The sequence below is a fragment of the Paraclostridium sp. MRS3W1 genome (genome assembly GCF_032465715.1).
Classification (GTDB): domain Bacteria; phylum Bacillota; class Clostridia; order Peptostreptococcales; family Peptostreptococcaceae; genus Paraclostridium; species Paraclostridium dentum.
Map to the genome: position 1 here is coordinate 14,187 of NZ_JAWDJM010000040.1, position 22,199 is coordinate 36,385.

Sequence of the window (22,199 nt, forward strand, 5' to 3'; positions counted from 1 at the left end):
TAAGTGATTATTATAGTTCATTTAACAAAAAAAATAAAGGAGTAGTTACTCCTTTATTTTTAATATTTATCTATTTCGCAAATACATGATTTCCTATTCTTTTATATGGATCTAGTTTTTTAATCCAGTTGCAAGTTGAAATTTCGGGATTCCAAAAATATATTGCTCCACTCGTAGGATCACTTCCATATAAAGCTTCTCTAGCTGCTTTATATGCACTATCTGTTGGATCCTTATAAATTTCCCCATTATCTACTACTGAAAATGCATTTCTTTGATAAATAACATCTTTTATATTATCTGGAAATCTAGGATCTAAAACTCTATTTATTACAACCGCCGCTACGGCAACTTGTCCTTCATATTCTTCTCCTCTAGCTTCACTAGATACTAATTTGGATAATAAATACAGTTCATCATTTGTAATACTTATAACTTCTTTTGGTTCTGATTTATCTTCTTTATTATTGCTAACGAACTTATTACTTTCAATTCTATAGCTATTTTGTGTATTACTATCAGCAAATACACTATTACTATTAAATGTTAAAATTAGCAGAGTATACATCGCTAAAAAGAATTTGGTGTGATACTTCATGTCGTAAAATCCACTCCTTTAAAATATATTATTTCTTATTAGACTTTAAATCCTCTAGTATTTCTAATATTTTAAATTTGATTTTTTTATTAGATGCCTTTTCAATATTTTCTCCTGATATCAACTTATATTCTTCATCTGTTAATACCTTTTTTAATTTTTCATCTGTCTCTTTATCTATAACACCATTATTTTCGTCAACAAAGCATAGAGGAGGAAACATTACACACCACCAATTTCTACCTTGTCCTTCACCTATAATGATTCTTAAAGCTTTATACTCTCCTGCTGGTAAAACTATATTTGAATATTGTTTTGCAGGAAAATTAGTATATTCAAGATTAACCTTCACTTCATAAGTATACCCATTTTCCTCAATAATATTTTTAGATATTTTTTCTAAGTTTTTTTTCTGAGATAAAATTATTTTTTCACTCTCTTTTATACTATTAGATTTTTTTAACATCGGTTGTAAATACTTAATAACTTCATCTCTTACTTTCAACTTTAATGCCTGATCTTCATCACTATCACTATTTGCTAAAACATGAAATCTTATTAATTTATCTTTATAATTGCTTGAAACTCTTTCAACTTTATTTACTTCCCCAAAAATATATATAGTACTCATTATAATCATAGTTATTAATAAAACACTTAACCCCAATATTCTTAACTTTATCCTTTTCATAATATATATCCCCCTAATATATTTTAATATCTTGATTATCTCCTAATATAGATTTTTTATTCTTAAAGTTTTAAAAAAACATAAAAAAATAGACTGTTTAATTTAAACAGTCTATTTTTTATATATTTTTATTATTCATAGCTCTCTCTATTATAAATTGTTCAGCTTTTTCTATATGCTCTATAGCATATTTTTTAGCATCTTCATTATTACCAGATATTATAGCTTTTAAAATTCTCTCATGTTCTTCTACTAAATTATATGATGTGTCAAAATCAGATATATATGTTGCTCTGAATCTATGAACTTGTTCCCAAAGTGAATTTATTATTTGACTTAACTTTTTATTTTTAGTCGCGTTGAATATACATTCATGAAACTCAACATCTTTTTTTAATAGTACATCAATTTCATCTTTTCTTTCGATGCTACGTTTAAAATCTTCTGCTATATCTTGTAATTTTTTAGCATCTTCTTCATGTATTCTCTCTGCCGCTAAATATGCAGCTAAACCTTCTAAGCTCGATCTTATCTCTAATACATCTATTATATCCTTTAATGACATATTAGCTACATATGCACCTTTCCTCGGTAACATAACTACAAGCCCTTCTAGTTCTAGTTTTCTAATAGCCTCTCTTATAGGAGTTCTACTTACACCTAATTGTTCAGCTAATTGAACCTCCATAAGTCTTTGTCCTGGTTTTAATTGCCCCTCTAAAATAGCTTCTCTTAAGTTTTCAAAAACTACATCTCTTAACGGTTTATAATTGTCTAAATTTAATTTTGTTAAGCTATCCATAAATTTCAACTCCTTTATTGCTGCTTTTAACTAGATAAACCTGATTGTACTTAGCCTGTAAGTCTTTTTTGGCTTTAATTGCACAATCTTTATTGTCAAATAGCCCAAAAACTGTAGGGCCACTTCCACTCATCATAGATCCTAATGCTTTATTTTTGATCATTATATCTTCTATTTGTCCTATTTCTGAATATTTTAAAGAAGTAACTTCTTCCAATACATTCACCATATTCTCAGAAATAAATTTGACATCTTCCTTTTGTAAAGCATCTATAAGTTCTTTATTTTTAGGTCTTCTTTTAACTTTGTCCATATTCAAAGATTGGTAAACTTCCTTTGTTGATACAAATATATTAGGTTTACATACCAAAATATTTAAATCTTCAGGTAAACCTTTTATATTAGTTAATTCTTCCCCTATACCTTCTGCTAATGCACTTCCTCCAGTTATACAAAACGGAACATCCGCTCCTAACTTCAACCCAATATCCTTTAATTCACTTTCACTTAACCCCAAGTTCCATAATTTATTTAAACCTACTAAAACTGCAGCCGCATTAGAGCTTCCTCCTGCCATTCCTGCTGCTACAGGTATATTTTTTTCTATAGAAATTTCTATTCCCTTTTCTATATTAAACTGGTCTCTTAATAAATTTACAGCTTTATACATAATATTATCTTCATTTAAAGGTATATCTAAACTATTACTTTTTATTAATATTGAGTTTTCTTCTATTTCAGTTATTTTCAACTTATCATATAGATCTATTGTTTGCATTATCATCTCTACAAGGTGATAACCATCTTCTCTTTTTCCAAGCACATCTATTGATAAGTTAACCTTAGCTCTGCTCTTTAAATCTATAGAGTTCATGCTTTCCTCCTTATTGTGCTATAACGACCATAAATATTTATAGTATACATTATACTACAAAAAATAAAATAATAGGGAACTATAATTCCCTATTATCTTATTTTGTACATAATTTTATACTTCTACTGGAGTTTTTTTCTCAATTATTAAACATTGCCCTACATCTAATTGATCATCTGTTTTTATTTCATTTATCTCAGCTATATCATCTATTGTTGTATTATATTTCTTAGCTATATTCCATAATTTATCGCCTTCTTTAGCAACATATATCGTTATACTAGGTCTTTGAGATAAGTCTATAGGTCCTTGATCTTCTCCCTTAACAATGAAGCTATCTTTTTTCTTATCTAAAACTTCGCAGTATCTTCTAACTTTAACAGTTACATCTATTTGATCTCTATTTAAATCAAACTCTACCCTATCTATATTTACATGATTAAACGCATTAGCACTGTCTTTTACATTTCCAACTTCAACATCATGAGTGAATGGTATTTCTTCTGTTAGTCTATATACTGGTCTTAAACCTTCTACAGGAGTATATAAAACATCAATTAAAACTACACCTTCTACTATACTCTTTCCACCTTCAAATGATGAGTTTTCAACTATTATATTTGAATCTACACTTACTATATCTTTTATTTGTATATCATCACTATTATTTTTTATAGTATCTCTTATATTGAAAAATTCACTTCCACTACTTACAACTTTATTAAGCTCAACATTTCTGCTTTCAAACTTAAGAGTTCTATCAGGTGAATATGCGTCTTGTAATACCTCTCTCGTAACATCTTCTGATACTTTAACTTTAGCTCTTGCTGTACAATCTACTTCTAAAGCACCTGTATTTGTTTCTTCATTTCTCTTGAATATATAGTTTAAGTCAACTATTTCTACCATAGCCTCTTCTTTCATACCTTCGCATGCACCTGGAACTTCTATAAATTGAGTGAAATCTAACCCAACTCTATCTAGTTCTACTAGTTCCCCTTCATAAGTATAAGCTACTGGATTCAATTCTAAAACTCCACCAACTATAACCTTATTGTCAGATACCCTAGTTTCTTTTAATTTCATTCTAGGCCCTATAGAAACTATATTATCTATATCTTCAGTACTTATGTTTATAGTATCTCTAACTACACTTTCAGATTTTTCTATTCCAACTATATCTTCGAACTGAACTTCTTTTCTATGTTTTTGAACATTTTCTATTTGAGAAACATCTTTTACTATATCTATAGTATTTTTTTCAAATAAACTACCTCTTATATTTAAAAGCGCTCCTACTCTTATCTTTCTTTCATTTATAACTGTACAATCTATATGTTCTACATCGTAGAAAAGCATATTTTCCATATCAGCTACTATATTATCTTTTTCTACTACTTCATTTATTTCTATTCTTCCCTCTACATTTGATACAGTGTTTTTATCTTCAGTTAGATAAATCACATTATAATTAAAATTCCCTCTAAATATTATTTTACCATCTAATATCTCTTGTTTCTTTAAAGCTATGTACCCCTCTGTTTTTATTATTTCATATACGTCGTCCTTTTTATCTGATACAACAGCTTCTGTTTCTATAAAAGTTTGAAACCTTCCAAAATCAATTCTGTTGTCAACTTGTAAAATATCTTTTATAAGATTCATATGTTACCCTCCTAAATTAAATATAACTATCACACTATATTTATATTTAGAAAGTAAAAAAAAAATTACACCTATTTTTAATAGGTATAATTTTTTAACTTACATTTAATTTATTTGGTTCTTTAATTACTTTCAATTTAACGTTATCAGTTAATAGGTCTGAATAGCTATATGATACTCTAGAATATCCATTATCCTCATCATCTAGCTTAACAACAAATATACTAGGATATACTTTTTCTAGTACGCCTTTTTTAGTAACTATTTGTTTTCTTCCTTTATTAGCTTTTAATAAAATCTTTCTTCCCAGGTGCTTCTCTAAAGTCTGTCTTATTTTATTCAAAGTTTGAACAGTGGCCATTACATCACCTTCTTTAACATTATATGTTTGTCATTGTAATATTACCACAATCAAACTTTTTTGTCAAACCCAAACTAAATATTTTATATATTTTTTGATAAAAAGTCAATACTGTTTTTTTTTCTAAATTTGGATTATAATCTATATATTTTTTTATACATAAAATCAATACCCATTATATATAGCCAACGGCATGGTTAATCTAAATTTACCTCTGGTTTCTATACCTCCGACACCTTTAATCCCTGTAACTGTATGGTTTAATATTTCATCTAAAGGAACAACTTTATCTATTCTAGAGCAAGCAATTTTTTCTACTACCAATAAAGGATCTAGCGCATGTATCATTACACGACTTGGAGAACTTGCAAAATTAGCTCCTGATTTTATTATTTCTTCATAATTAGATTGGCATGCTCCAGCAAATATAACTAAACTATCTAGTGATGGATCATATTTTCTAGCTTCTTTTACTGTTTTTATAAAATTAGCTGTATTTCTATAATTTTTAATATCTTTAAGATTTCCTTTACTATTAACTATAGCATCGTGTCCTGTTATAACTAATATGGACGGATTATGTTGTTCTAATAAATTTCTAACTTCTTTATATTGAAGGCTTTCAGGTATAGCTTTACCCACTGCCGGAATTCCCAATTTAGTATAAACATCTAAGCAAATTTTTAAATATTCAGGATCTCCGTCTATATGAAGTACTTTCCCTGGCATTCCATATGAATTTTGAACTTGATTTTGACCTTGACCTTGAGCTTGCTTACTATTATTATTTGAGGACTTTTGCATAGCTCTGTTTAGTCTTCTATTTCTCTCTCTAGTTTTTTTTATACTTTTATGCAAAATATTTTCAACATCTTTGTCTATTAATGTATCTTTCATATCGTAAAAGTTTACTTTCTCTAAGTCATCTATTCCTGAATCTGCGATTATTCTAAAAGCAACCCCTTTTAAAATAGCTATCTTTTGATTGTTTTCATCTATTTCAAACCCTATTATTCTAAATATAATATCTTTCTCATAAGACTTTCTTACAACGATGTCTCCTATCTTCATAATATAGTTGTCCTCCTATAAAATTTGTGTTCTTACTTTATAATATGACCGTCGACAAATATTGTTACTATGTACCTTTAATTTGTTTTATATTACTAAGTCTCATTTAAATAATTTACAATATATGATATTTATCATTGAAATCAACTTGTTTAAATGATATTATATTCTTAACAAATGCTTATTTATATAAGCAAATATTTAGATATGGTGATACTAATGACTGATAGAGAAAAAGAAATTTTAGATATTTTAAAGAATGATCCTATGGTTTCACAGCAAACATTAGCTGACATGCTCAATATAACAAGATCTTCTGTTGCTGTACACATAACAAATTTGATGAAAAAAGGCTATATAAAAGGAAAAGGTTATATCATAAGCGCAAGTAAGTTTGTAACAGTTATAGGCGGCGCTAACGTCGATATACAGGGTTCTCCTAGTAATACTCTTACAATGTTTGATTCAAACCCTGGAAAGATTGATATTTCTTTAGGAGGTGTTGCTCGAAATATTTGTGAAAATATTTCTAAACTCGGAGTAAATACAAAACTTATATCTGCTATAGGAAATGATATTTATGGAAGTCGTATACTAACAGAATGTAAAAAACTAAATATAGATGCATCAGATTGTTATATATCTGATTCATTCCCAACATCTATGTATTTATCAATTTTAAACAATGACCAAGATATGCAGCTAGCTATATCTCATATGGATATAATCAATAAAATCGATGTTGACTATATTATTTCAAAACACTCAGCTATAAAAGATTCATTAGCTATTGTATTGGATACAAACTTATCTTTCGACGTTATTGATTATATAAGTAAGACTTACACTGATATACCTATTTTTATAGATACAGTTTCTACTCAAAAAAGTATGAAGATAAAAGATATTATAGGAAGATTTAATACTATAAAACCTAATAAGCTAGAAGCTGAGATACTATCAGGAATAGAGATAAATAACGAAGAAGATTTATATGAATGTGCCAAATACTTCCTAGAAAAAGGTGTTGAAAATGTTTTTATAACATTAGGTAAAGATGGCGTATTCTGTGCTAATAAAGAAAACCACTTATTACTTTCAGGAGTTAAGGTTGACACAATTAGTGCTACAGGTGCTGGAGATGCATTTTTATCTGCACTTGTATATGGATACCTGCATAATTTCAATTTAAAAGACACAGCTGAATTCGCGACAGCTGCTTCTATACTTACATTAATGCATAAAAATACTATTAATCCAAGTATGTCTGTTGATAGTGTTGAAAAAATTTTAAAGGAGATGATCTAAAATGTTAGAAAAATACTTAAATGTACATCCAGAGGTTAAAAAAGCTTTAGCAGAAGGTCTTCCAGTTGTAGCATTAGAATCAACTATAATTTCTCATGGTATGCCTTATCCTAAAAATATAGAAATGGCTAAAACAGTTAGTAAAATAATTAGAGAAAATGGGGCTATTCCAGCTACTATAGCTATAATAGATGGAGTTTTAAAAGTAGGTCTTACTACCGAAGAAATTGAATTCTTAGGAACTAGCAAAGATGTTGTTAAAGCTAGTAGAAGAGATTTACCTTTTATTATATCTAAGAAGTTAAATGGAGCTACTACAGTTGCTACTACAATGATATTAGCTAACTTAGCTGGAGTTAAAGTATTTGCTACAGGAGGTATAGGTGGTGTACATAGGGGAGCTCAAGAAACATTTGATATATCTGCTGATTTACAAGAACTAGCAAATACAAATGTTGCAGTAATTTGTGCAGGTGCTAAATCTATACTGGATATAGGCCTTACTTTAGAATATTTAGAAACTAACGGTGTTCCAGTTGTAGGTTTCGAAACTGAAGAATTCCCTGCATTCTACACTAGAAAAAGTGGATTTGGAGTTGATTATAAGGTTGAATCTTCTTTAGAAGTAGCTTCAGCATTAAAAGCTAAATGGGATTTAAATTTAAAAGGTGGTATGGTAATAGGTAATCCAATACCTAAAGAATTTGAAATGGATTATGATACTATAAACAACGCTATTGAATCAGCTTTAAAAGAAGCTGAGGAAAAAAATATAGCTGGTAAGAAGGTAACACCATTCTTATTAGATAGAGTAAAGACTATCACAGATGGAAAGAGTTTAGATGCCAATATAGAACTAGTTTATAATAACGCTAAGGTTGCAGCTCAAATAGCTAAAGACTTATCAGAGTTAAAATAAAAAAAAGGAGCGCTAGCTCCTTTTTTTATTCTTCTTTTAAATTAGGAATTACTTTTTTTACTTCTTCCACTTGATGCCACGTCTTATCGATGTCGTTATCCTTAACGTAATCCTTTAAAGAATTTAATGATGTAAATTCTTTTATAGATAGATTATCATCTTCATCAATGAATTTTAGTAAAAACATTTTATCTCCTTATTTTCCACAACATTTTTTGAATTTTTTACCGCTTCCGCATGGACAAGGCTCATTTCTTCCTATCTTGTCATCTTTAACTACTGTTTTTGTAGCTTTAAAAGCTTTTTGTAATTCTTTTTTCTTATCTTCTGATAATATTCCATTCCATCCTTCTAAGTTATATAACCAGTGAGCTTCTACTGCTACCATATTGTAGTATAACTTTTCCCAGTCTATTTCTAATTTTATTTCTGTATCAGCTTCTATAGTTTCTAATTTTTCTTCTGAAAATTCTTCTTTTAAACTTTCACTTATTCCGTCTATGAATCCCATCATGTATTCAACAGATGTATTGTGAGCATCTGCTAAATCGCTAACTTTTCCTTCTATAACATCTTTTTTATTGTTTAATATTTCATTGTATATTTCTGTTTCTTTCTTTAAGTACTCTTCCCAGAACTTTATTTCTTCTTCTTGGCTATTGTGGTTTTCACTTAATGATCTCCATGTAGTATATAAACTCATTTTAATTTCCTCCTAGTTCATGAATAACTCATGCTTAATTATAAATATCTAACTCTTATATTATATCATAATTGAATAATTCTTTTAATACTTTTATAGCATAGTCCTGTTCTATAAAAAACGGGCTACTTGCAATAGTTATAACCTTAGCTCTATCTATATATTCTTTTATCTTATTTACTCTTAAATCATAGGATATATATTCCATATCTTTAGAAAATATATCTAAATCTATATCTAATACTATTTCACCATCAACATCTAAGTCAAATCCATAAGTGCTATCTATTATTACAGCTTCTGAAAATATATCGTGATGTAATGCAGGTTTTATAAAGTTCCCTACATTTAAAACATAGTTTGTGTACCTAAATACGTCATCCATATTATTTACATCAACGTTATAATCTTCGGGCTCTCTCATGTCTTTATGTTGGTCTATGTGAACTAATTTGCATCCTTTATTAAACATTCCTTTTTTTAAACTTTTAATCCAAAAGTAAAAGGAGTGATTATGGTTATCAAAAATATAGATATCTTTATCTTCATAGTTAAACTTAACCATATTTTCTAATCCTATAGCATTTATTTCTTTATCAAAATCAATTTCACTAAATACTATTTTTTCTCCAACCTTTACAGAATCCAAATTTCCTTCTATCAACTTAGGAACAAATATTTTTTTATTTTTTCTTTCATCATAAGAAAATATATTATTTCCAACAGGTTCCTCTATATAAAATCCATTGTACTTTTCCATATTTAAACCTCAAATAAATTCCAAGGATATTCATTAGGCGGTTCGCAGATAAATTCCATTTTTTCCTTAGTAGTTGGATGATCTATTTCAATTTTATAAGACCATAATGCTATTTGATCTCCAACTTTATTTATATTTTGACCATATCTTTGATCTCCAAATAGAGGGTGTCTTCTGCTTGAAAATTGAACTCTTATTTGATGAGATCTTCCAGTTTTTAAATCAACTTCAACTAAGCTAAATTTATCTTTTTTACCTAACGTAGTATAACTTAATTCTGCATTTTTAGCCTCTTTATGATCTTTATTAACTACACTGACCATATTAGTCTTTTTATTTTTATAAAGAAAATCTTTTAAAGTATCTGCATCTTTTTTCATACTACCGTTTAATACAGCCCTATAGGTCTTTTTAAATGTTTTATTTCTGACTTGTTCCGATAGTCTAGATGCAGCTTTAGATGTCTTTGCAAACACCATCGCTCCACCTACAGGTCTATCTAGCCTATGTACAAGTCCTATAAACACATTTCCAGGTTTATTGTATTTAACTTTTACATATTGCTTCAAAAGATTAACCATATCTTTATCATTAGTATCATCACCTTGCGATAATATATTTACAGGCTTTTCTACAACTAATAAATGATTATCTTCATATAATACTTTTACCATTATTTAGACTCCCATCTTCCAAATATACCACAAGGAAGAACTTTCCCATCTTTTGATGTAGGTAATCCTATTTCTCCTCCATATATATTTCCACCTTTAGCATGCTTAGCAACTGTTGCATCTAATATATGCTCAAGTATAATTGGGGATAATCCTGTTGTGTATGAGTTTATTAAGAAGAATAAAGGCTTATCTGATAAAACTTTTGTGCATAGTTCAACTAATCCATATAATTTTTCTTCTATTTGCCATACTTCACCTTTAGGACCTCTTCCATATGAAGGTGGATCCATTATTATAGCATCATATTTATTTCCTCTTCTAATTTCTCTTTCTACAAACTTAACAACATCATCTACTATAAATCTTACTTTTCTATCTCCTAATCCAGAAGTTTGTAAATTTTCCTTTGCCCAAGTTACCATACCTTTAGATGCATCTACATGACATACTTCCGCTCCAGCAGCTGCACAAGCAACAGTTGCTCCACCTGTATATGCAAATAAGTTTAAAACTTTTATAGGTCTACCAGCATTTTTTATCATATCCATTGACCAATCCCAGTTAGCAGCTTGCTCTGGGAATAATCCTGTATGCTTAAACCCAGTTGGACTTATATTGAATTTAAGGTTTTTATAACTTATTGTCCACTTTTCTGGATATTTCTTTTTATGTTCCCATTGACCTCCACCTCTACTACTTCTGTGGTAATGTCCATGTGGATTTTTCCATAATCCTTTTTCTTCAGCAATTGGCCACATAACTTGAGGATCCGGTCTTCTTAAAACAATATTTCCCCAACGCTCTAATTTTTCTCCGTTACCCATATCTATAAGTTCATAATCTTTCCATTTATCAGCTAATAATAACATTGATTTCCTCCTAAAAAATTAATCTCAATTTATGTATTATATCATATTATTACTTGATATTTTGAGTATTTTAAAGAGTTTATATACTTATTCTTAAAATTTGGTAATACTATTGTATAATAGTATTGTATTAAAATTTTAAATGTTTACTTAGGAGGGGTTTTTTATGGCAAGTCAAAAAATATTAGATGCATTAAACAATCAGCTTCAAATGGAGTTCTTCTCTGAATATTTTTATATGTCTATGGAGGCATACTTCATGGATAACAATTTAGATGGTTTTGCAAATTTCTTTAATGTACAGGCTAAAGAAGAAAGAGACCATGCTTATAAGTTATTTAATTACATAAGTAGAGCTGGTGGAAAAATAGTTTTACAAGCTATTGAACAACCTAAGAGTGACTTTGAAAGTCCTTTAGAAGTTTTTGAATTAGCTTTAAACCACGAAAAACTTATAACTAATTCAATTCATGAGTTAACTGATTTAGCAATATCTGAAAAAGATCATACAACATCTTCTTTCTTAAGATGGTTTATAGATGAGCAATCTGAAGAAGAGGAAAGCATGGAAAAAATAGTTAGAAAGTTAAGATTACTAAAAAATGATCCTGCTGGTCTTTTAATGATTGACCAAGAGTTAGCTCAAAGAACTTACGTACCAATAGCTCCAAATGCTTAAAATAAAAAAAGCTGTTTAATAAATTTATTAAACAGCTTTTTTATTATTAATTTAGTTAGTTAACATTTAAAGTTTCTCTTCTAGAATTGTACCTCTTATATATTATTAAGTCCCTTCTATTTCGCATATCTAATTTAGAAAGAATATTAGTTACATGTTTTTTTATAGTATGTTCACTTACGTATAATTCCTTTGCAATCTCTTTGTTTGTTAATCCAATAGATACTTTATCTAAAACTTGATTTTCTCTATCAGTTAACATATTGCTATCTTCAACATTATTGACTGTTCTATCATTTATCATTTCTTCTAATAAATCTACATCATAATATTTTTTACCCTTGATAACAGTATTTAATATATGAGTTAATTCATCTTTTTCTGGTATATCTACTATATAACTATTAATTCCATTTTTAAAACATTCTATAAAAATTTCTTTATTTTTATCCTTATTAAAAACCATTATTTTTGAATTGCCGAAAACCTCTTTTATATCACTTATAGAATCTTTGCTTTGTTCTATGTCCACAAATACAAAATTCATATTTATTAAGTCATGATGTTGAACCTCATTTAAATCTTTTGCACACCTGACTTTATAATCTTTAAATCTGTTACTAAAAAATAGAGCTAATGCTTCTCTAATTATAAAAGATTTTGATATTATTAACACTTCCATATATCACCCCTATATAAATTTTATAAAGATACAAAATTGGAAGCCGGTTGCACTACTAACTCCATATATTCCAAGTGCCCAGATACAGAATATACTTCTACGTTTCTTTCATAATGTAATAAAATTGTTACACCTTTAGACTATATAATATCATATACTTTAGTGTAAATTAATAGATTTCGCCCTACATTTTTTCTGAAAATTCTATATATTTTTACATCATAATTCTTTTTTCTTCAAAATAAAACAAATTGAGACATTTCAATTATTTTAATTAATATAAATCATTATTTAAAATAATTTCTTTTCTACTTTTGTAATTCAATTTACTCATAACGTGGCTTAAATGTTTTTTTACCGTGAATTCTGTTATATTTAATTTTTTAGATATCTCTCTATTAGATAACCCCTTGCTAGCCTCTATCATTACCTCTTTTTCTCTATCAGTAATAATGTATTTAAAATCTTTACTTTTCATTTTTCCTATAAGTTTATATACTACTTGAGAGTCATAAAACTTACTTCCATTTAATAATTTACTTATTATGTACTTAAATTCATATTCATCTTCAAAGTCAACTACATAACCATCTACATTATTATTCATACATAATTTAAGAACACTCTCGCTTTTTAACTGATCTAAAACCATTAAGTATCTACTATAATCTTTTAATTTAAATATATTTTTTATGTTATTAAGTTTCTCATTATAAATATGACATATAGATAAATCATATTTTTTATGTTCATTTATTTTTTTATAACCATCGATATAAAATATATCTATATTTATATCTCCATATATTTTTATTATTAAGTTCTTTATTATCTCTCTTATAATTGCAGAATTTGATAAAATTAGTATATTCATATTTGCCCCCCTAGAACTTGTAATATACTTTTTATTATTATTAATAGTTAAGTATATTACACTTTTTGCATACTACTTTATATACTCTCCTTTAACTATTAGCCTATGACTTCCTATATATTTAGGCGTACATGTTACTAGAGTTATTTCTTTTTTATTTTTATCAGTTGAATCCACTACATCTACTTTATCTGGTGTAACAACTTCTATATTATTCACTTTATACTTAAATTTTTCGTTTCCAGATAAAACATTTATCTCATCTCCTACTTGTAGTTCATCTAAGTTTGAAAAAAACTTATTACTTGTATATGCCCTATGACCCGCAACTGAAAAATTTCCATATTCTCCTGGCATAGATGTATTTTCAAAATGCCCTACTGCATCTTTTAATATCTCGTTATCTATACCTCTTTTTATTGCTACTTCTAAATCTATTTTAGGTATATTTAAAACTCCTATTACATCTCCTAAATTATATTCATCATTTTTAATATCACTAGTGATTATAGTTTCTTTATAATCTTCTACCATCTTATTATTTATTTTAGATGTTGTGTAATTTAAATATAAAACTCCACATATTACACATGCCCCAAAAGCTATGAGTAACTTTCCAAAAATACGCTTCATATTATCACATCCTCTTTTTAATCTTTATAATAAAAGAATATAAATACTGCTAAAAGAATCATTTCAATAGCTATTGCTTTTGGATTAGATAGTAAGTTCATTACATATCCTACTTTAGGAATACTAAATTTAACTTCTCCTATTATATTTTCTTTTTTTAAAATATCCGCATCATTTACATTATTATTATCACCTTTTGTTATGTATCCTTGATCTGTTTCTTCTATTATTCTGTGAGTTATTATTACTCCTTCATTATCTTTGTACGTTACGATATCATTTACTTTTATATCAGCTTTGTCCTTGTGTTGAGTTATAACCATATCTCCTGGATAAAATTTAGGTTCCATGCTTCCAGATAATACTGTGTAACTTCTAAATCCAATTAATTTAAACATTTTATCTGATTTAGTTGTAATTAAGTTTAATGCTAATACTGTAATTAAAAATACAACTACTATATTTATTATTTTAGATTTATCGAATTTCTTAACTTCTAATTTTGATTCTCCCATTCTCATTCTCCTTATATAGTAAAAGTGGTACCTCTTAGAGATACCACTCTTTGAATTATTCTTGTATTTCTATTTCTTCTTTTGATGGTTCTATTATATCTGTTTTACTTGGTACCACTACTTCTTCCTTTGGTGGTTTTATTTCTTCTGGTACCTGAGGTTTATCTACATCTTCTTCAGGTTTTTGTTCAACACCCGGAAGTTCTATATCTTGTGTTGGTTGATTTTCATCTCCAGTAGGTGGTATTACATCTGAAGATTCTGGTTCAGCTTCTCCTTCTTCCAGTATGTTCATGATAGTTCTGTGCCCATTAGTCACTATATCAACATGACACATTTCACCTCCATCAGTTGGATGATCTGTTCTATCACAATTATTACCTGCATTTGTTATTGTTACATTACATTCTAGATCATAACTTTCTTCATTTGTACCACTTATCACCTTAACTGTTATTGTTATATTTACAACTCCTTGAAATTCAATTGAGCCGTTCTGGTTTTTTGGTTGTATTAAAATATAATCTTCATCTCTATATTTATAATGTTTTGCATCATACTCTCGTGAATTATTTCCACTAGATACTTTTGCCGATAATTCAAATTTATTATCTGTTCCTTTAATTTCAACTGGAACATATGAGTTTGTAAATGTATTCCCATGTTTGCCTGTAAAGTGTGCATTTTTACCTGTAGATATAGTTATTATTTCTCTTTGAGCTAAACTTATAGTATTTTTCTGGATAGCTACATCACGGAATCCATTCTTAACCAAAGTATTATCTTTATTTACCTGTGCAGATTCTATAGCTAAATTTAAATTTAGTGGTTTTCCAGCTAAGCTATTTTGTACTTCTTTATCAATCCCAGCAGATACAATTATATTTATACTCCCAGTTATACTACTTCCTGGAGATAATACAAACAATTTTGTATCATTGTACATAACTCCATCTTTAACATTAATATCGCCAAAATCAAACGGTTCTGGTTCTAAATATGATTTTATTTGATCAGATATATCTAGTTTCAGACTTATATTTTGTTTTAAGGTTCCTTTGTTAGTTATAGTAACAGGTATTTCTATTTTTTGTCCTGGTTGCACATCTGTAAAATCTAAACCTTTACTAACTTCTACATCAATATCTCCAGTGCTTATTGATAAATCACTAGCCATATCTTCAACATCAGTAAACAGAGCATAAGTTCCCATAATTTGAGTACTTCCTATAGCTAAAGCAAGAGCTAAACTAACCATAGTAGTTTTTATTGTTTTTTTTCTTATTTTTTCTTTTAAACTTTTTAATCTACTCATGGTGTTTACCTCCTTTTTCTTTTGATGATTTTTTGTTTAATATAAATCCTGTTCCTATTGCTACACTCCCGAGAACTACTAAACTAGCTCCATTTATAATTCCACCTGTTTGTGGTAATTTACCTGATTGACTTCCATCAACATCAGTTCCTGGTTTATCCGGATCTTTTGGATTATTTATATCTGGATTAATAGGTGGAGTTGTATTTTCATCCATTTTATATGAAACACCTATGTTAAATACATTATCAAGCGCTTGTGCATCATTATTCATTTCTAAATTCATATCTATTGTCATATTTAATAGTTCTTTACTATTTGATTTGATATATATATCTTTTGATAAATTTATTCCATCTTTAGATAAAAGATTTTCAAACTTATCTTTGAATAATACATTATTGTTATGCTTTAATGTAACTGTACTATATTTAGCAAATTCTTTAAACTTACTACTATTAATATCTAACTCCTCGCCTGTTTTCCAGTATTCAGATGATTTTAAACTCATATACAGTCTGTCTATGCTTATATCATTTTCTTTATTATTGTTTATATAAAAATCTTTTGATTCTAATCTTCCTGGATACCAAGTACCTTGTTCTTCTATAAATATTTGATCTATAGTTATACTACTATCTGCATAAGAGTTTTTAGAACCCATTAATATAATCGATGTTATAATTAATATTCTAATAATCTTTTTTCCTATATTCATTCTAATCACCTACTTCTAATTAAAGCACTCTCATAGAGAGTGCCTTAACTAATCTAATAATCAAATATTATTTTATACCTTTAGGATTTTGTTGTACTGCATTTACTATATAAGCATCTTCTAAGTCTATAAATGTTTTTTCTTGATCATCTGTATTTAGAGAATTTTCTTGATTATGTAATCCTCCTCCCGTAACATCTATTGTTAAATCTACTATCGCAAATTCTTCAGAAGCAAATGTTTTTTCGCTATCTATAACATTTCCCTTTGAATCCTTAAATTCTGCTTTAAGGTTTATACCATCTGGCAAGCTTTCTGTAACTTTAGTATTTTGATTTAAAGACACTATAGTACTCAAAGTACCCTTATTTGTAATTTTTATTTGTTTACTAATAACATCTCCTGTTTTTAAGTTATCAAATATTTTTGGCTGCCCTTTTTCATTTCCAGTTCCAACATTAGCTTCTTCTCCATTACGAACTATACTCCATTCTTTTACAACCTCAGCATCAATATCTACATCTCCTGTACTTATGCTTAATTCCCCAACTGTGTCTATCTTATCTGTAAATAAAGCTTTTGTTCCTAAAAAAGTTCCTCCAACTAATAATGTAGCTGCTAAAGCATATGCTACTGTTTTATTTTTTTTCATCCGAAAATTTCCCCCTATAAAGAATTTTAATTATTACATAATTTATTTTATATTCAATCGCAAGTAAAATATATTGACCTCTATTCCCATTTTTGACTCTACTTTTCTACATATATACTTATCTTTTTTTCTACCTCTCTCTTTTCTCCATTGGTATACTACACCTTATACTACTTAAGTTTAATTTGTATAAATTCCTATTATTAAACAATAAAAAAAGCTGTTTAATAAATTTATTAAACAGCTTTTTTTATTATTTATTTATGTAGTAAGTTTCGTTACCTGTAAACACTTTATTCACATCTTGTTGTTGTATTACTTTTCCATTTGCTATTAATTTGAAGTTATTTAACTCCCAATCATCACTTATAGATGTTAATTTTTCTTTTCTTATCCAATAGTTAGATATATTATTTATATCTACTTCTTCTCCATCTTTTGTTTTTAATATATAATTGTCTACTTGATTTCTTTCAAAGTCATTTCCTGCATTGTCTAATTTCCATTCAAATTTCTTACCTTCATTTGTTTCAAATCCGAAATATACATTATCATCAGTTCCTGCGTATTTATTATCTGCAGTCTTTAATACTATATTAAATTCATTAGTTAATGAATCATTATCTCCTGTATTTACATTAGATACTTCATTCATGAATCTATATAAAAATCCAGCAGTACATACTTGAGAATTTTTTATAGCTTCTCTTCCAGAATAATCCCAATCATCCCAACTATGACTCATAGTTGAATGACTATAATATAAATCTTTAGCTATCTTAGCATATTTGATAGAGTTTTGTGTCATCCATTTATTGAAACTTGGATTTTCCATAGCTTCTTTATATACCCCTGATTTAGTATCATTTCCTGAAGTATTTAAAGCATAGTTATCTTTTCTTTCTTCTACAAAAGTTTCATATTTAACATGTCCAGGACTATCTACCGCAGTTACATTTGAAGCATGATATGGAGTGTTTAAATCCCCTAAATAATGTAATCCTTGTCCTAAAAGGAATGTAGCTTCTTTGAAGTTCCCCTTTTCCCATTCATTTTTAGCCAATGTAGTAAACTTTCTTACTTGAGTTTCTGCAGTATCATATATAGGATATGATGCATACCAACTGTTATCTATAGTAAAATTGTTTCCAGTATCAGGATCATAGAAATGATCTTGATATAAGTCATATGCATTAGGATCGTAATCTGGATATGTAGACCCTAACTTTAAATCCCCTATATATTCATTTAATATTTTAATATTGTCCTTAACTTGCTGAGATTCATTTCCACTTAAATCATTATTTAGCATAGTTAACCCATGCTCTGCTATTAATGAATGTGTTCCTGTTCCATCTTTTTTACCATCCCATGCATAAGAAGTCCCCCCCATAAGAGTACATAACCCTAATATGCACAGTATATTCGATACTTTTTTTAAAGCTTTCATGTATTGACCTCCCTAATATCCTCTTGTATTACATTTCTTTCATGTCAAATATTATCATTTTTTATTTTTTTAACAATGTTTTTGGACTAAAATATCGATATAAGGGAGTAAAATTAGAATTTTAAAAAAATATGGAGTTGTTTTAATTATCTAAAAACAACTCCATAATCTTTTAATCTGCTATATTGTAAACTGCTAATCCATCTCTATTTATTTCTTTTTTCTTAACTTCTACTAAAGCTTTTAATGTATCTAACGAAGTCATTACTTCTGTTGAAAATTCCGTAGCTGTTCTTCTTATCTTGAACCCATCTCTAGTTGAGTCATTTCCTTTAGTAGGCGTATTTATTACTATATCTACTTGCTTGTTTCTTATAACGTCTAATATGTTAGGTCTAGCTTCTTCCACTCTATTTACTATTGTAGCTTCTATTCCATTTTCTCTTAAAGATTCAGCCGTTCCTTCTGTTGCTACAAATGTATATCCTAACTCATTCATGTCTTTAGCTATTTCTATAAACTCATCTTTATCATAATTATTTATAGTTGCTAAAACAACACCTCTTTTATTAGACATCTTTTTACCAGCACCTAAGAATCCTTTGTATAAAGCTTCTTCTAAAGTTTCTCCTACTCCTAAAACTTCTCCTGTAGATTTCATTTCAGGCCCTAAGCTTACATCTACCTTGGCAAGCTTTGACATTGAAAATACTGGAACTTTTACAGATATTAACTTAGGCTCTTTATAAACTCCTGTTCCATATCCTAAATCTTTTAACTTAGACCCTAACATACATTTAGTAGCTAAATCCACTATAGGCACCTTACTAACCTTACTTATATATGGAACTGTTCTACTAGCTCTTGGGTTAACTTCTATTATATACAGTTCTCCATGGAACTCTATAAACTGGATATTAACCATTCCTAATACATTTAACTCTAAAGCAATTTTTTTCGTATAATCTAATATTTTTGCTTTTATTTCGTCACTTATGTTTTGGCTTGGATACATTGTTATACTATCCCCAGAGTGAACTCCAGCTCTCTCTAAATGTTCCATTATACCTGGTATTAATATTTCTTCTCCATCACATATAGCATCTACTTCTATTTCTCTACCAGTTAAGTATTTATCTATAAGTACAGGATTTTTAGTATCTCTTAAAAATGCATCTTTTAAATATTGAGCTAACTTGTTTTCATCATAAGTTATTTCCATTCCTTGACCACCTAGAACATATGAAGGTCTAACAAGTACTGGGTACCCTAAATTTTTAGCTTCTTCGATACCTTCGTTCACTGACCATATAGCTTTACCTTTTGGTCTATTTATATCTAGTTTTTCTAATAACTCATCAAACTTCTCTCTATCTTCAGCTGCATCTATATCTTTGCAACTAGTTCCTAATATCTTTATTTTCTTTTCATCTAGGAATTTAGCTAATTTTATAGCTGTCTGTCCTCCAAATTGAAGTATAACTCCATCTGGATTTTCTTTTTCTATTATATTTAAAACTTCTTCTTCTGTTAGTGGTTCAAAGTATAATTTATCAGAAGTATCGAAGTCTGTACTTACTGTTTCTGGATTGTTATTTACTATTATAGTTTCTATTCCTTGTGCTCTTAAAGATTTTACACAATGAACTGAGCAATAATCAAATTCTATACCTTGACCTATTCTTATCGGTCCAGACCCTAAAACTATTACTTTTTTCTTATCACTTACTACTACCTCATCGTATTGTTCGTAAGTTGAGTAGTAATATGGAGATAAAGCATCGAATTCTCCTCCACAAGTATCAACCATTTTATATGATGGGTTTATATTGTATAAGCTTCTTAACTCATAAACTTTAGCTGGACTTATTTTCATTAAATCAGCTATTCCTTTATCTGAGAATCCTTTTTTCTTTAACTCTAGTAAATATTCTTTATTTAAATCTTCAATATGCATTCCTCTTAACTTTTCTTCTTGTTCTACTATCCACTTAAATTTATTTATAAACCACTTATCAACCCCGGTGATTTGTTCTATCATTTCTATCTTATAGCCTCTTCTTATCATTTCAGCTAAATCGAATAGTCTTTCATCATCAGGAACTACTACCCTTGCTTTTAGTTCTTCTATACTTCTATCTTCAGATGCCTTATGAACTAATGAGTATTTTCCTATTTCAAGAGATCTTATTCCTTTAAGTATAGCTGCTTCAAAATTACTTCCTATACTCATTATTTCTCCTGTAGCCATCATCTTTGTTCCTAACTTTCTGTTAGCTTGTTTAAATTTATCGAATGGCCATTTAGGTATTTTTACAACTACATAATCTAATGTAGGTTCAAAACATGCATAAGTCTTTTTAGTAACAGCATTTTGTATTTCATCTAATGTATATCCTAATGCAATTTTAGCTGCAACCTTAGCTATTGGATATCCTGTAGCTTTTGATGCAAGTGCAGAGGATCTACTTACTCTTGGGTTTATTTCTATTATTGCATATTCTAAACTGTGAGGATTTAAAGCTATTTGAACATTACATCCACCTTGAACTTCTATAGCATTTATTATATCTATTGATGCTTTTCTAAGCATTTGATATTCTTTATCACTTAAAGTTTGGCTCGGTGCTACTACTATACTGTCTCCTGTATGAACTCCAACTGGATCTATATTTTCCATATTACATACTGTTATACAGTTACCATTAGAGTCTCTCATTACTTCATACTCTATTTCTTTCCAACCTTTTATACTTTTTTCAAGTAGTACTTGGCTTACTGGACTTAACTGTAATCCTTGAGAAAGTATTTCTGTTAGCTCTTCCTCATTATCAGCTATACCTCCTCCAGTTCCTCCTAGAGTATATGCAGGTCTTACTACTACCGGATATCCTATTTTCTCTGCAAATGCTAATCCATCATCTAAGTTAGTTACTATATCACTAATAACTACTGGTTGGTTTATTTCTTTCATTACTTCTCTAAATAAATCTCTATCTTCACCTTTTTTTATAGAATCTATAGAAGTTCCTAAAACTCTTACATTATATTTATCAAGTATTCCTGCATCATGAAGTTCAACAGCTAAGTTAAGTCCTGTTTGACCTCCCATTCCTGCTAATATACTATCTGGTCTTTCTTTTTCTATTATTTTTTCTATAAATTCTATTGTTAATGGTTCTATATATATCTTATCTGCTACTTCTCCATCAGTCATTATTGTAGCTGGGTTACTATTTATTAAAACAACTTCTATTCCCTCTTCTTTTAACGCTTGGCAAGCTTGTGTTCCTGAATAGTCAAACTCAGCTGCTTGTCCTATTATTATCGGTCCTGAACCTAATACTAATGTCTTTTTTATATTATCTATTTTAGGCATAATT

The 22,199-nt window shown here is 28.5% G+C and carries 24 protein-coding genes and 1 riboswitch; of the genes, 3 read left to right on the forward strand and 21 right to left on the reverse strand.

Annotated elements, in window-relative coordinates; genetic code table 11:
* Window positions 1-70: 70 nt before the first annotated feature.
* The 7 genes from RWY47_RS03195 to yabG all read right to left on the reverse strand — a co-directional run bounded on the left by RWY47_RS03195 (window position 71) and on the right by yabG (window position 6,062).
* Window positions 71-598 carry a cell wall hydrolase gene (locus RWY47_RS03195; RefSeq protein WP_224171054.1) on the reverse strand — a complete coding sequence of 176 codons (528 nt, stop codon included), beginning with the start codon at window positions 596-598 and terminating at the stop codon, window positions 71-73.
* Between the two features lie 28 nt (window positions 599-626).
* The gene (spoIIR, locus tag RWY47_RS03200) at window positions 627-1,289 is read right to left on the reverse strand and encodes a stage II sporulation protein R (RefSeq protein ID WP_021429503.1); all 663 of its coding nucleotides are present in this window, start codon (window positions 1,287-1,289) and stop codon (window positions 627-629) included.
* Window positions 1,290-1,407: 118 nt separating this feature from the next.
* A complete protein-coding gene (locus RWY47_RS03205; protein WP_021428109.1) occupies window positions 1,408-2,091 on the reverse strand; it encodes a GntR family transcriptional regulator in 684 nt (227 codons plus the stop codon).
* Complete coding sequence (gene ispE / locus RWY47_RS03210) at window positions 2,084-2,965, reverse strand: 4-(cytidine 5'-diphospho)-2-C-methyl-D-erythritol kinase (RefSeq protein ID WP_150841690.1); 882 nt, start codon at window positions 2,963-2,965, stop codon at window positions 2,084-2,086. Before ispE ends, RWY47_RS03205 begins: the two co-directional genes overlap by 8 nt.
* A gap of 114 nt (window positions 2,966-3,079) precedes the next feature.
* Window positions 3,080-4,630, reverse strand: coding sequence for a DUF3794 and LysM peptidoglycan-binding domain-containing protein (locus RWY47_RS03215; RefSeq protein WP_021428051.1), 1,551 nt, complete (start codon window positions 4,628-4,630; stop codon window positions 3,080-3,082).
* Window positions 4,631-4,724: 94 nt separating this feature from the next.
* A complete protein-coding gene (locus RWY47_RS03220) occupies window positions 4,725-4,991 on the reverse strand; it encodes a Veg family protein (protein ID WP_021428036.1) in 267 nt (88 codons plus the stop codon).
* Window positions 4,992-5,156: 165 nt separating this feature from the next.
* Window positions 5,157-6,062, reverse strand: a complete 906-nt coding sequence (yabG, locus tag RWY47_RS03225) for a sporulation peptidase YabG (protein WP_025161786.1) — start codon at window positions 6,060-6,062, stop codon at window positions 5,157-5,159.
* Window positions 6,063-6,281: 219 nt separating this feature from the next.
* Here yabG and RWY47_RS03230 point away from each other — a divergent pair, with 219 nt between their 5' ends.
* Complete coding sequence (locus tag RWY47_RS03230; protein ID WP_021427987.1) at window positions 6,282-7,370, forward strand: PfkB family carbohydrate kinase; 1,089 nt, start codon at window positions 6,282-6,284, stop codon at window positions 7,368-7,370.
* Window position 7,371: 1 nt separating this feature from the next.
* Window positions 7,372-8,289, forward strand: coding sequence for a pseudouridine-5'-phosphate glycosidase (locus RWY47_RS03235; RefSeq protein WP_021434250.1), 918 nt, complete (start codon window positions 7,372-7,374; stop codon window positions 8,287-8,289).
* 25 nt (window positions 8,290-8,314) lie between these two features.
* Here the strand turns inward: RWY47_RS03235 and RWY47_RS03240 are convergent, their stop codons facing one another.
* Genes RWY47_RS03240 through RWY47_RS03260 form a run of 5 tightly spaced genes read right to left on the reverse strand, consistent with a single transcriptional unit; the run spans window position 8,315 to window position 11,298 of the window.
* Window positions 8,315-8,476, reverse strand: coding sequence for a hypothetical protein (locus tag RWY47_RS03240; RefSeq protein ID WP_167402725.1), 162 nt, complete (start codon window positions 8,474-8,476; stop codon window positions 8,315-8,317).
* Between the two features lie 9 nt (window positions 8,477-8,485).
* Entirely contained in the window at window positions 8,486-8,992 is a 507-nt protein-coding gene (locus RWY47_RS03245) for an SEC-C metal-binding domain-containing protein (RefSeq protein WP_150841691.1), read from the reverse strand.
* A 55-nt stretch (window positions 8,993-9,047) separates the two neighbouring features.
* Window positions 9,048-9,752: a UPF0489 family protein gene (locus RWY47_RS03250; protein WP_150841692.1), complete on the reverse strand. Its 705-nt coding sequence runs from the start codon at window positions 9,750-9,752 to the stop codon at window positions 9,048-9,050.
* 2 nt (window positions 9,753-9,754) lie between these two features.
* Window positions 9,755-10,426: an RluA family pseudouridine synthase gene (locus RWY47_RS03255; RefSeq protein WP_150841693.1), complete on the reverse strand. Its 672-nt coding sequence runs from the start codon at window positions 10,424-10,426 to the stop codon at window positions 9,755-9,757.
* The gene (locus RWY47_RS03260) at window positions 10,426-11,298 is read right to left on the reverse strand and encodes a class I SAM-dependent methyltransferase (RefSeq protein ID WP_150841694.1); all 873 of its coding nucleotides are present in this window, start codon (window positions 11,296-11,298) and stop codon (window positions 10,426-10,428) included. Before RWY47_RS03260 ends, RWY47_RS03255 begins: the two co-directional genes overlap by 1 nt.
* Before the next feature lie 166 nt (window positions 11,299-11,464).
* Between RWY47_RS03260 and RWY47_RS03265 the strand changes: the two genes are divergently transcribed.
* Window positions 11,465-11,977, forward strand: a complete 513-nt coding sequence (locus RWY47_RS03265) for a ferritin (RefSeq protein ID WP_021428066.1) — start codon at window positions 11,465-11,467, stop codon at window positions 11,975-11,977.
* Window positions 11,978-12,032: 55 nt separating this feature from the next.
* Here the strand turns inward: RWY47_RS03265 and RWY47_RS03270 are convergent, their stop codons facing one another.
* From RWY47_RS03270 to carB, 9 genes are all read right to left on the reverse strand, one after another.
* Window positions 12,033-12,659 carry a response regulator transcription factor gene (locus RWY47_RS03270; RefSeq protein WP_224171053.1) on the reverse strand — a complete coding sequence of 209 codons (627 nt, stop codon included), beginning with the start codon at window positions 12,657-12,659 and terminating at the stop codon, window positions 12,033-12,035.
* Window positions 12,660-12,691: 32 nt separating this feature from the next.
* Window positions 12,692-12,775, reverse strand: a riboswitch (cyclic di-GMP riboswitch).
* 158 nt (window positions 12,776-12,933) lie between these two features.
* Window positions 12,934-13,533: a response regulator transcription factor gene (locus tag RWY47_RS03275; protein WP_224171052.1), complete on the reverse strand. Its 600-nt coding sequence runs from the start codon at window positions 13,531-13,533 to the stop codon at window positions 12,934-12,936.
* A gap of 72 nt (window positions 13,534-13,605) precedes the next feature.
* On the reverse strand, window positions 13,606-14,166 hold the full coding sequence (locus RWY47_RS03280) for a class D sortase (RefSeq protein WP_150841698.1): 561 nt from the start codon (window positions 14,164-14,166) through the stop codon (window positions 13,606-13,608).
* Window positions 14,167-14,183: 17 nt separating this feature from the next.
* Entirely contained in the window at window positions 14,184-14,681 is a 498-nt protein-coding gene (locus RWY47_RS03285; protein WP_168932578.1) for a signal peptidase I, read from the reverse strand.
* A 55-nt stretch (window positions 14,682-14,736) separates the two neighbouring features.
* On the reverse strand, window positions 14,737-15,996 hold the full coding sequence (locus tag RWY47_RS03290; protein WP_224171051.1) for a CalY family protein: 1,260 nt from the start codon (window positions 15,994-15,996) through the stop codon (window positions 14,737-14,739).
* Window positions 15,989-16,714 (reverse strand): LPXTG cell wall anchor domain-containing protein, encoded by a 726-nt coding sequence (locus tag RWY47_RS03295; RefSeq protein ID WP_224171050.1) that lies wholly within the window; start codon window positions 16,712-16,714, stop codon window positions 15,989-15,991. The genes RWY47_RS03290 and RWY47_RS03295 overlap by 8 nt, the downstream gene beginning before the upstream one ends.
* 67 nt (window positions 16,715-16,781) lie before the next feature.
* On the reverse strand, window positions 16,782-17,366 hold the full coding sequence (locus RWY47_RS03300) for a hypothetical protein (protein ID WP_150841702.1): 585 nt from the start codon (window positions 17,364-17,366) through the stop codon (window positions 16,782-16,784).
* A gap of 253 nt (window positions 17,367-17,619) precedes the next feature.
* Window positions 17,620-18,816 carry a phospholipase C gene (locus RWY47_RS03305; protein ID WP_224171049.1) on the reverse strand — a complete coding sequence of 399 codons (1,197 nt, stop codon included), beginning with the start codon at window positions 18,814-18,816 and terminating at the stop codon, window positions 17,620-17,622.
* Window positions 18,817-18,988: 172 nt separating this feature from the next.
* The gene (gene carB / locus RWY47_RS03310) at window positions 18,989-22,195 is read right to left on the reverse strand and encodes a carbamoyl-phosphate synthase large subunit (RefSeq protein ID WP_224171048.1); all 3,207 of its coding nucleotides are present in this window, start codon (window positions 22,193-22,195) and stop codon (window positions 18,989-18,991) included.
* Window positions 22,196-22,199 lie beyond the last annotated feature (4 nt).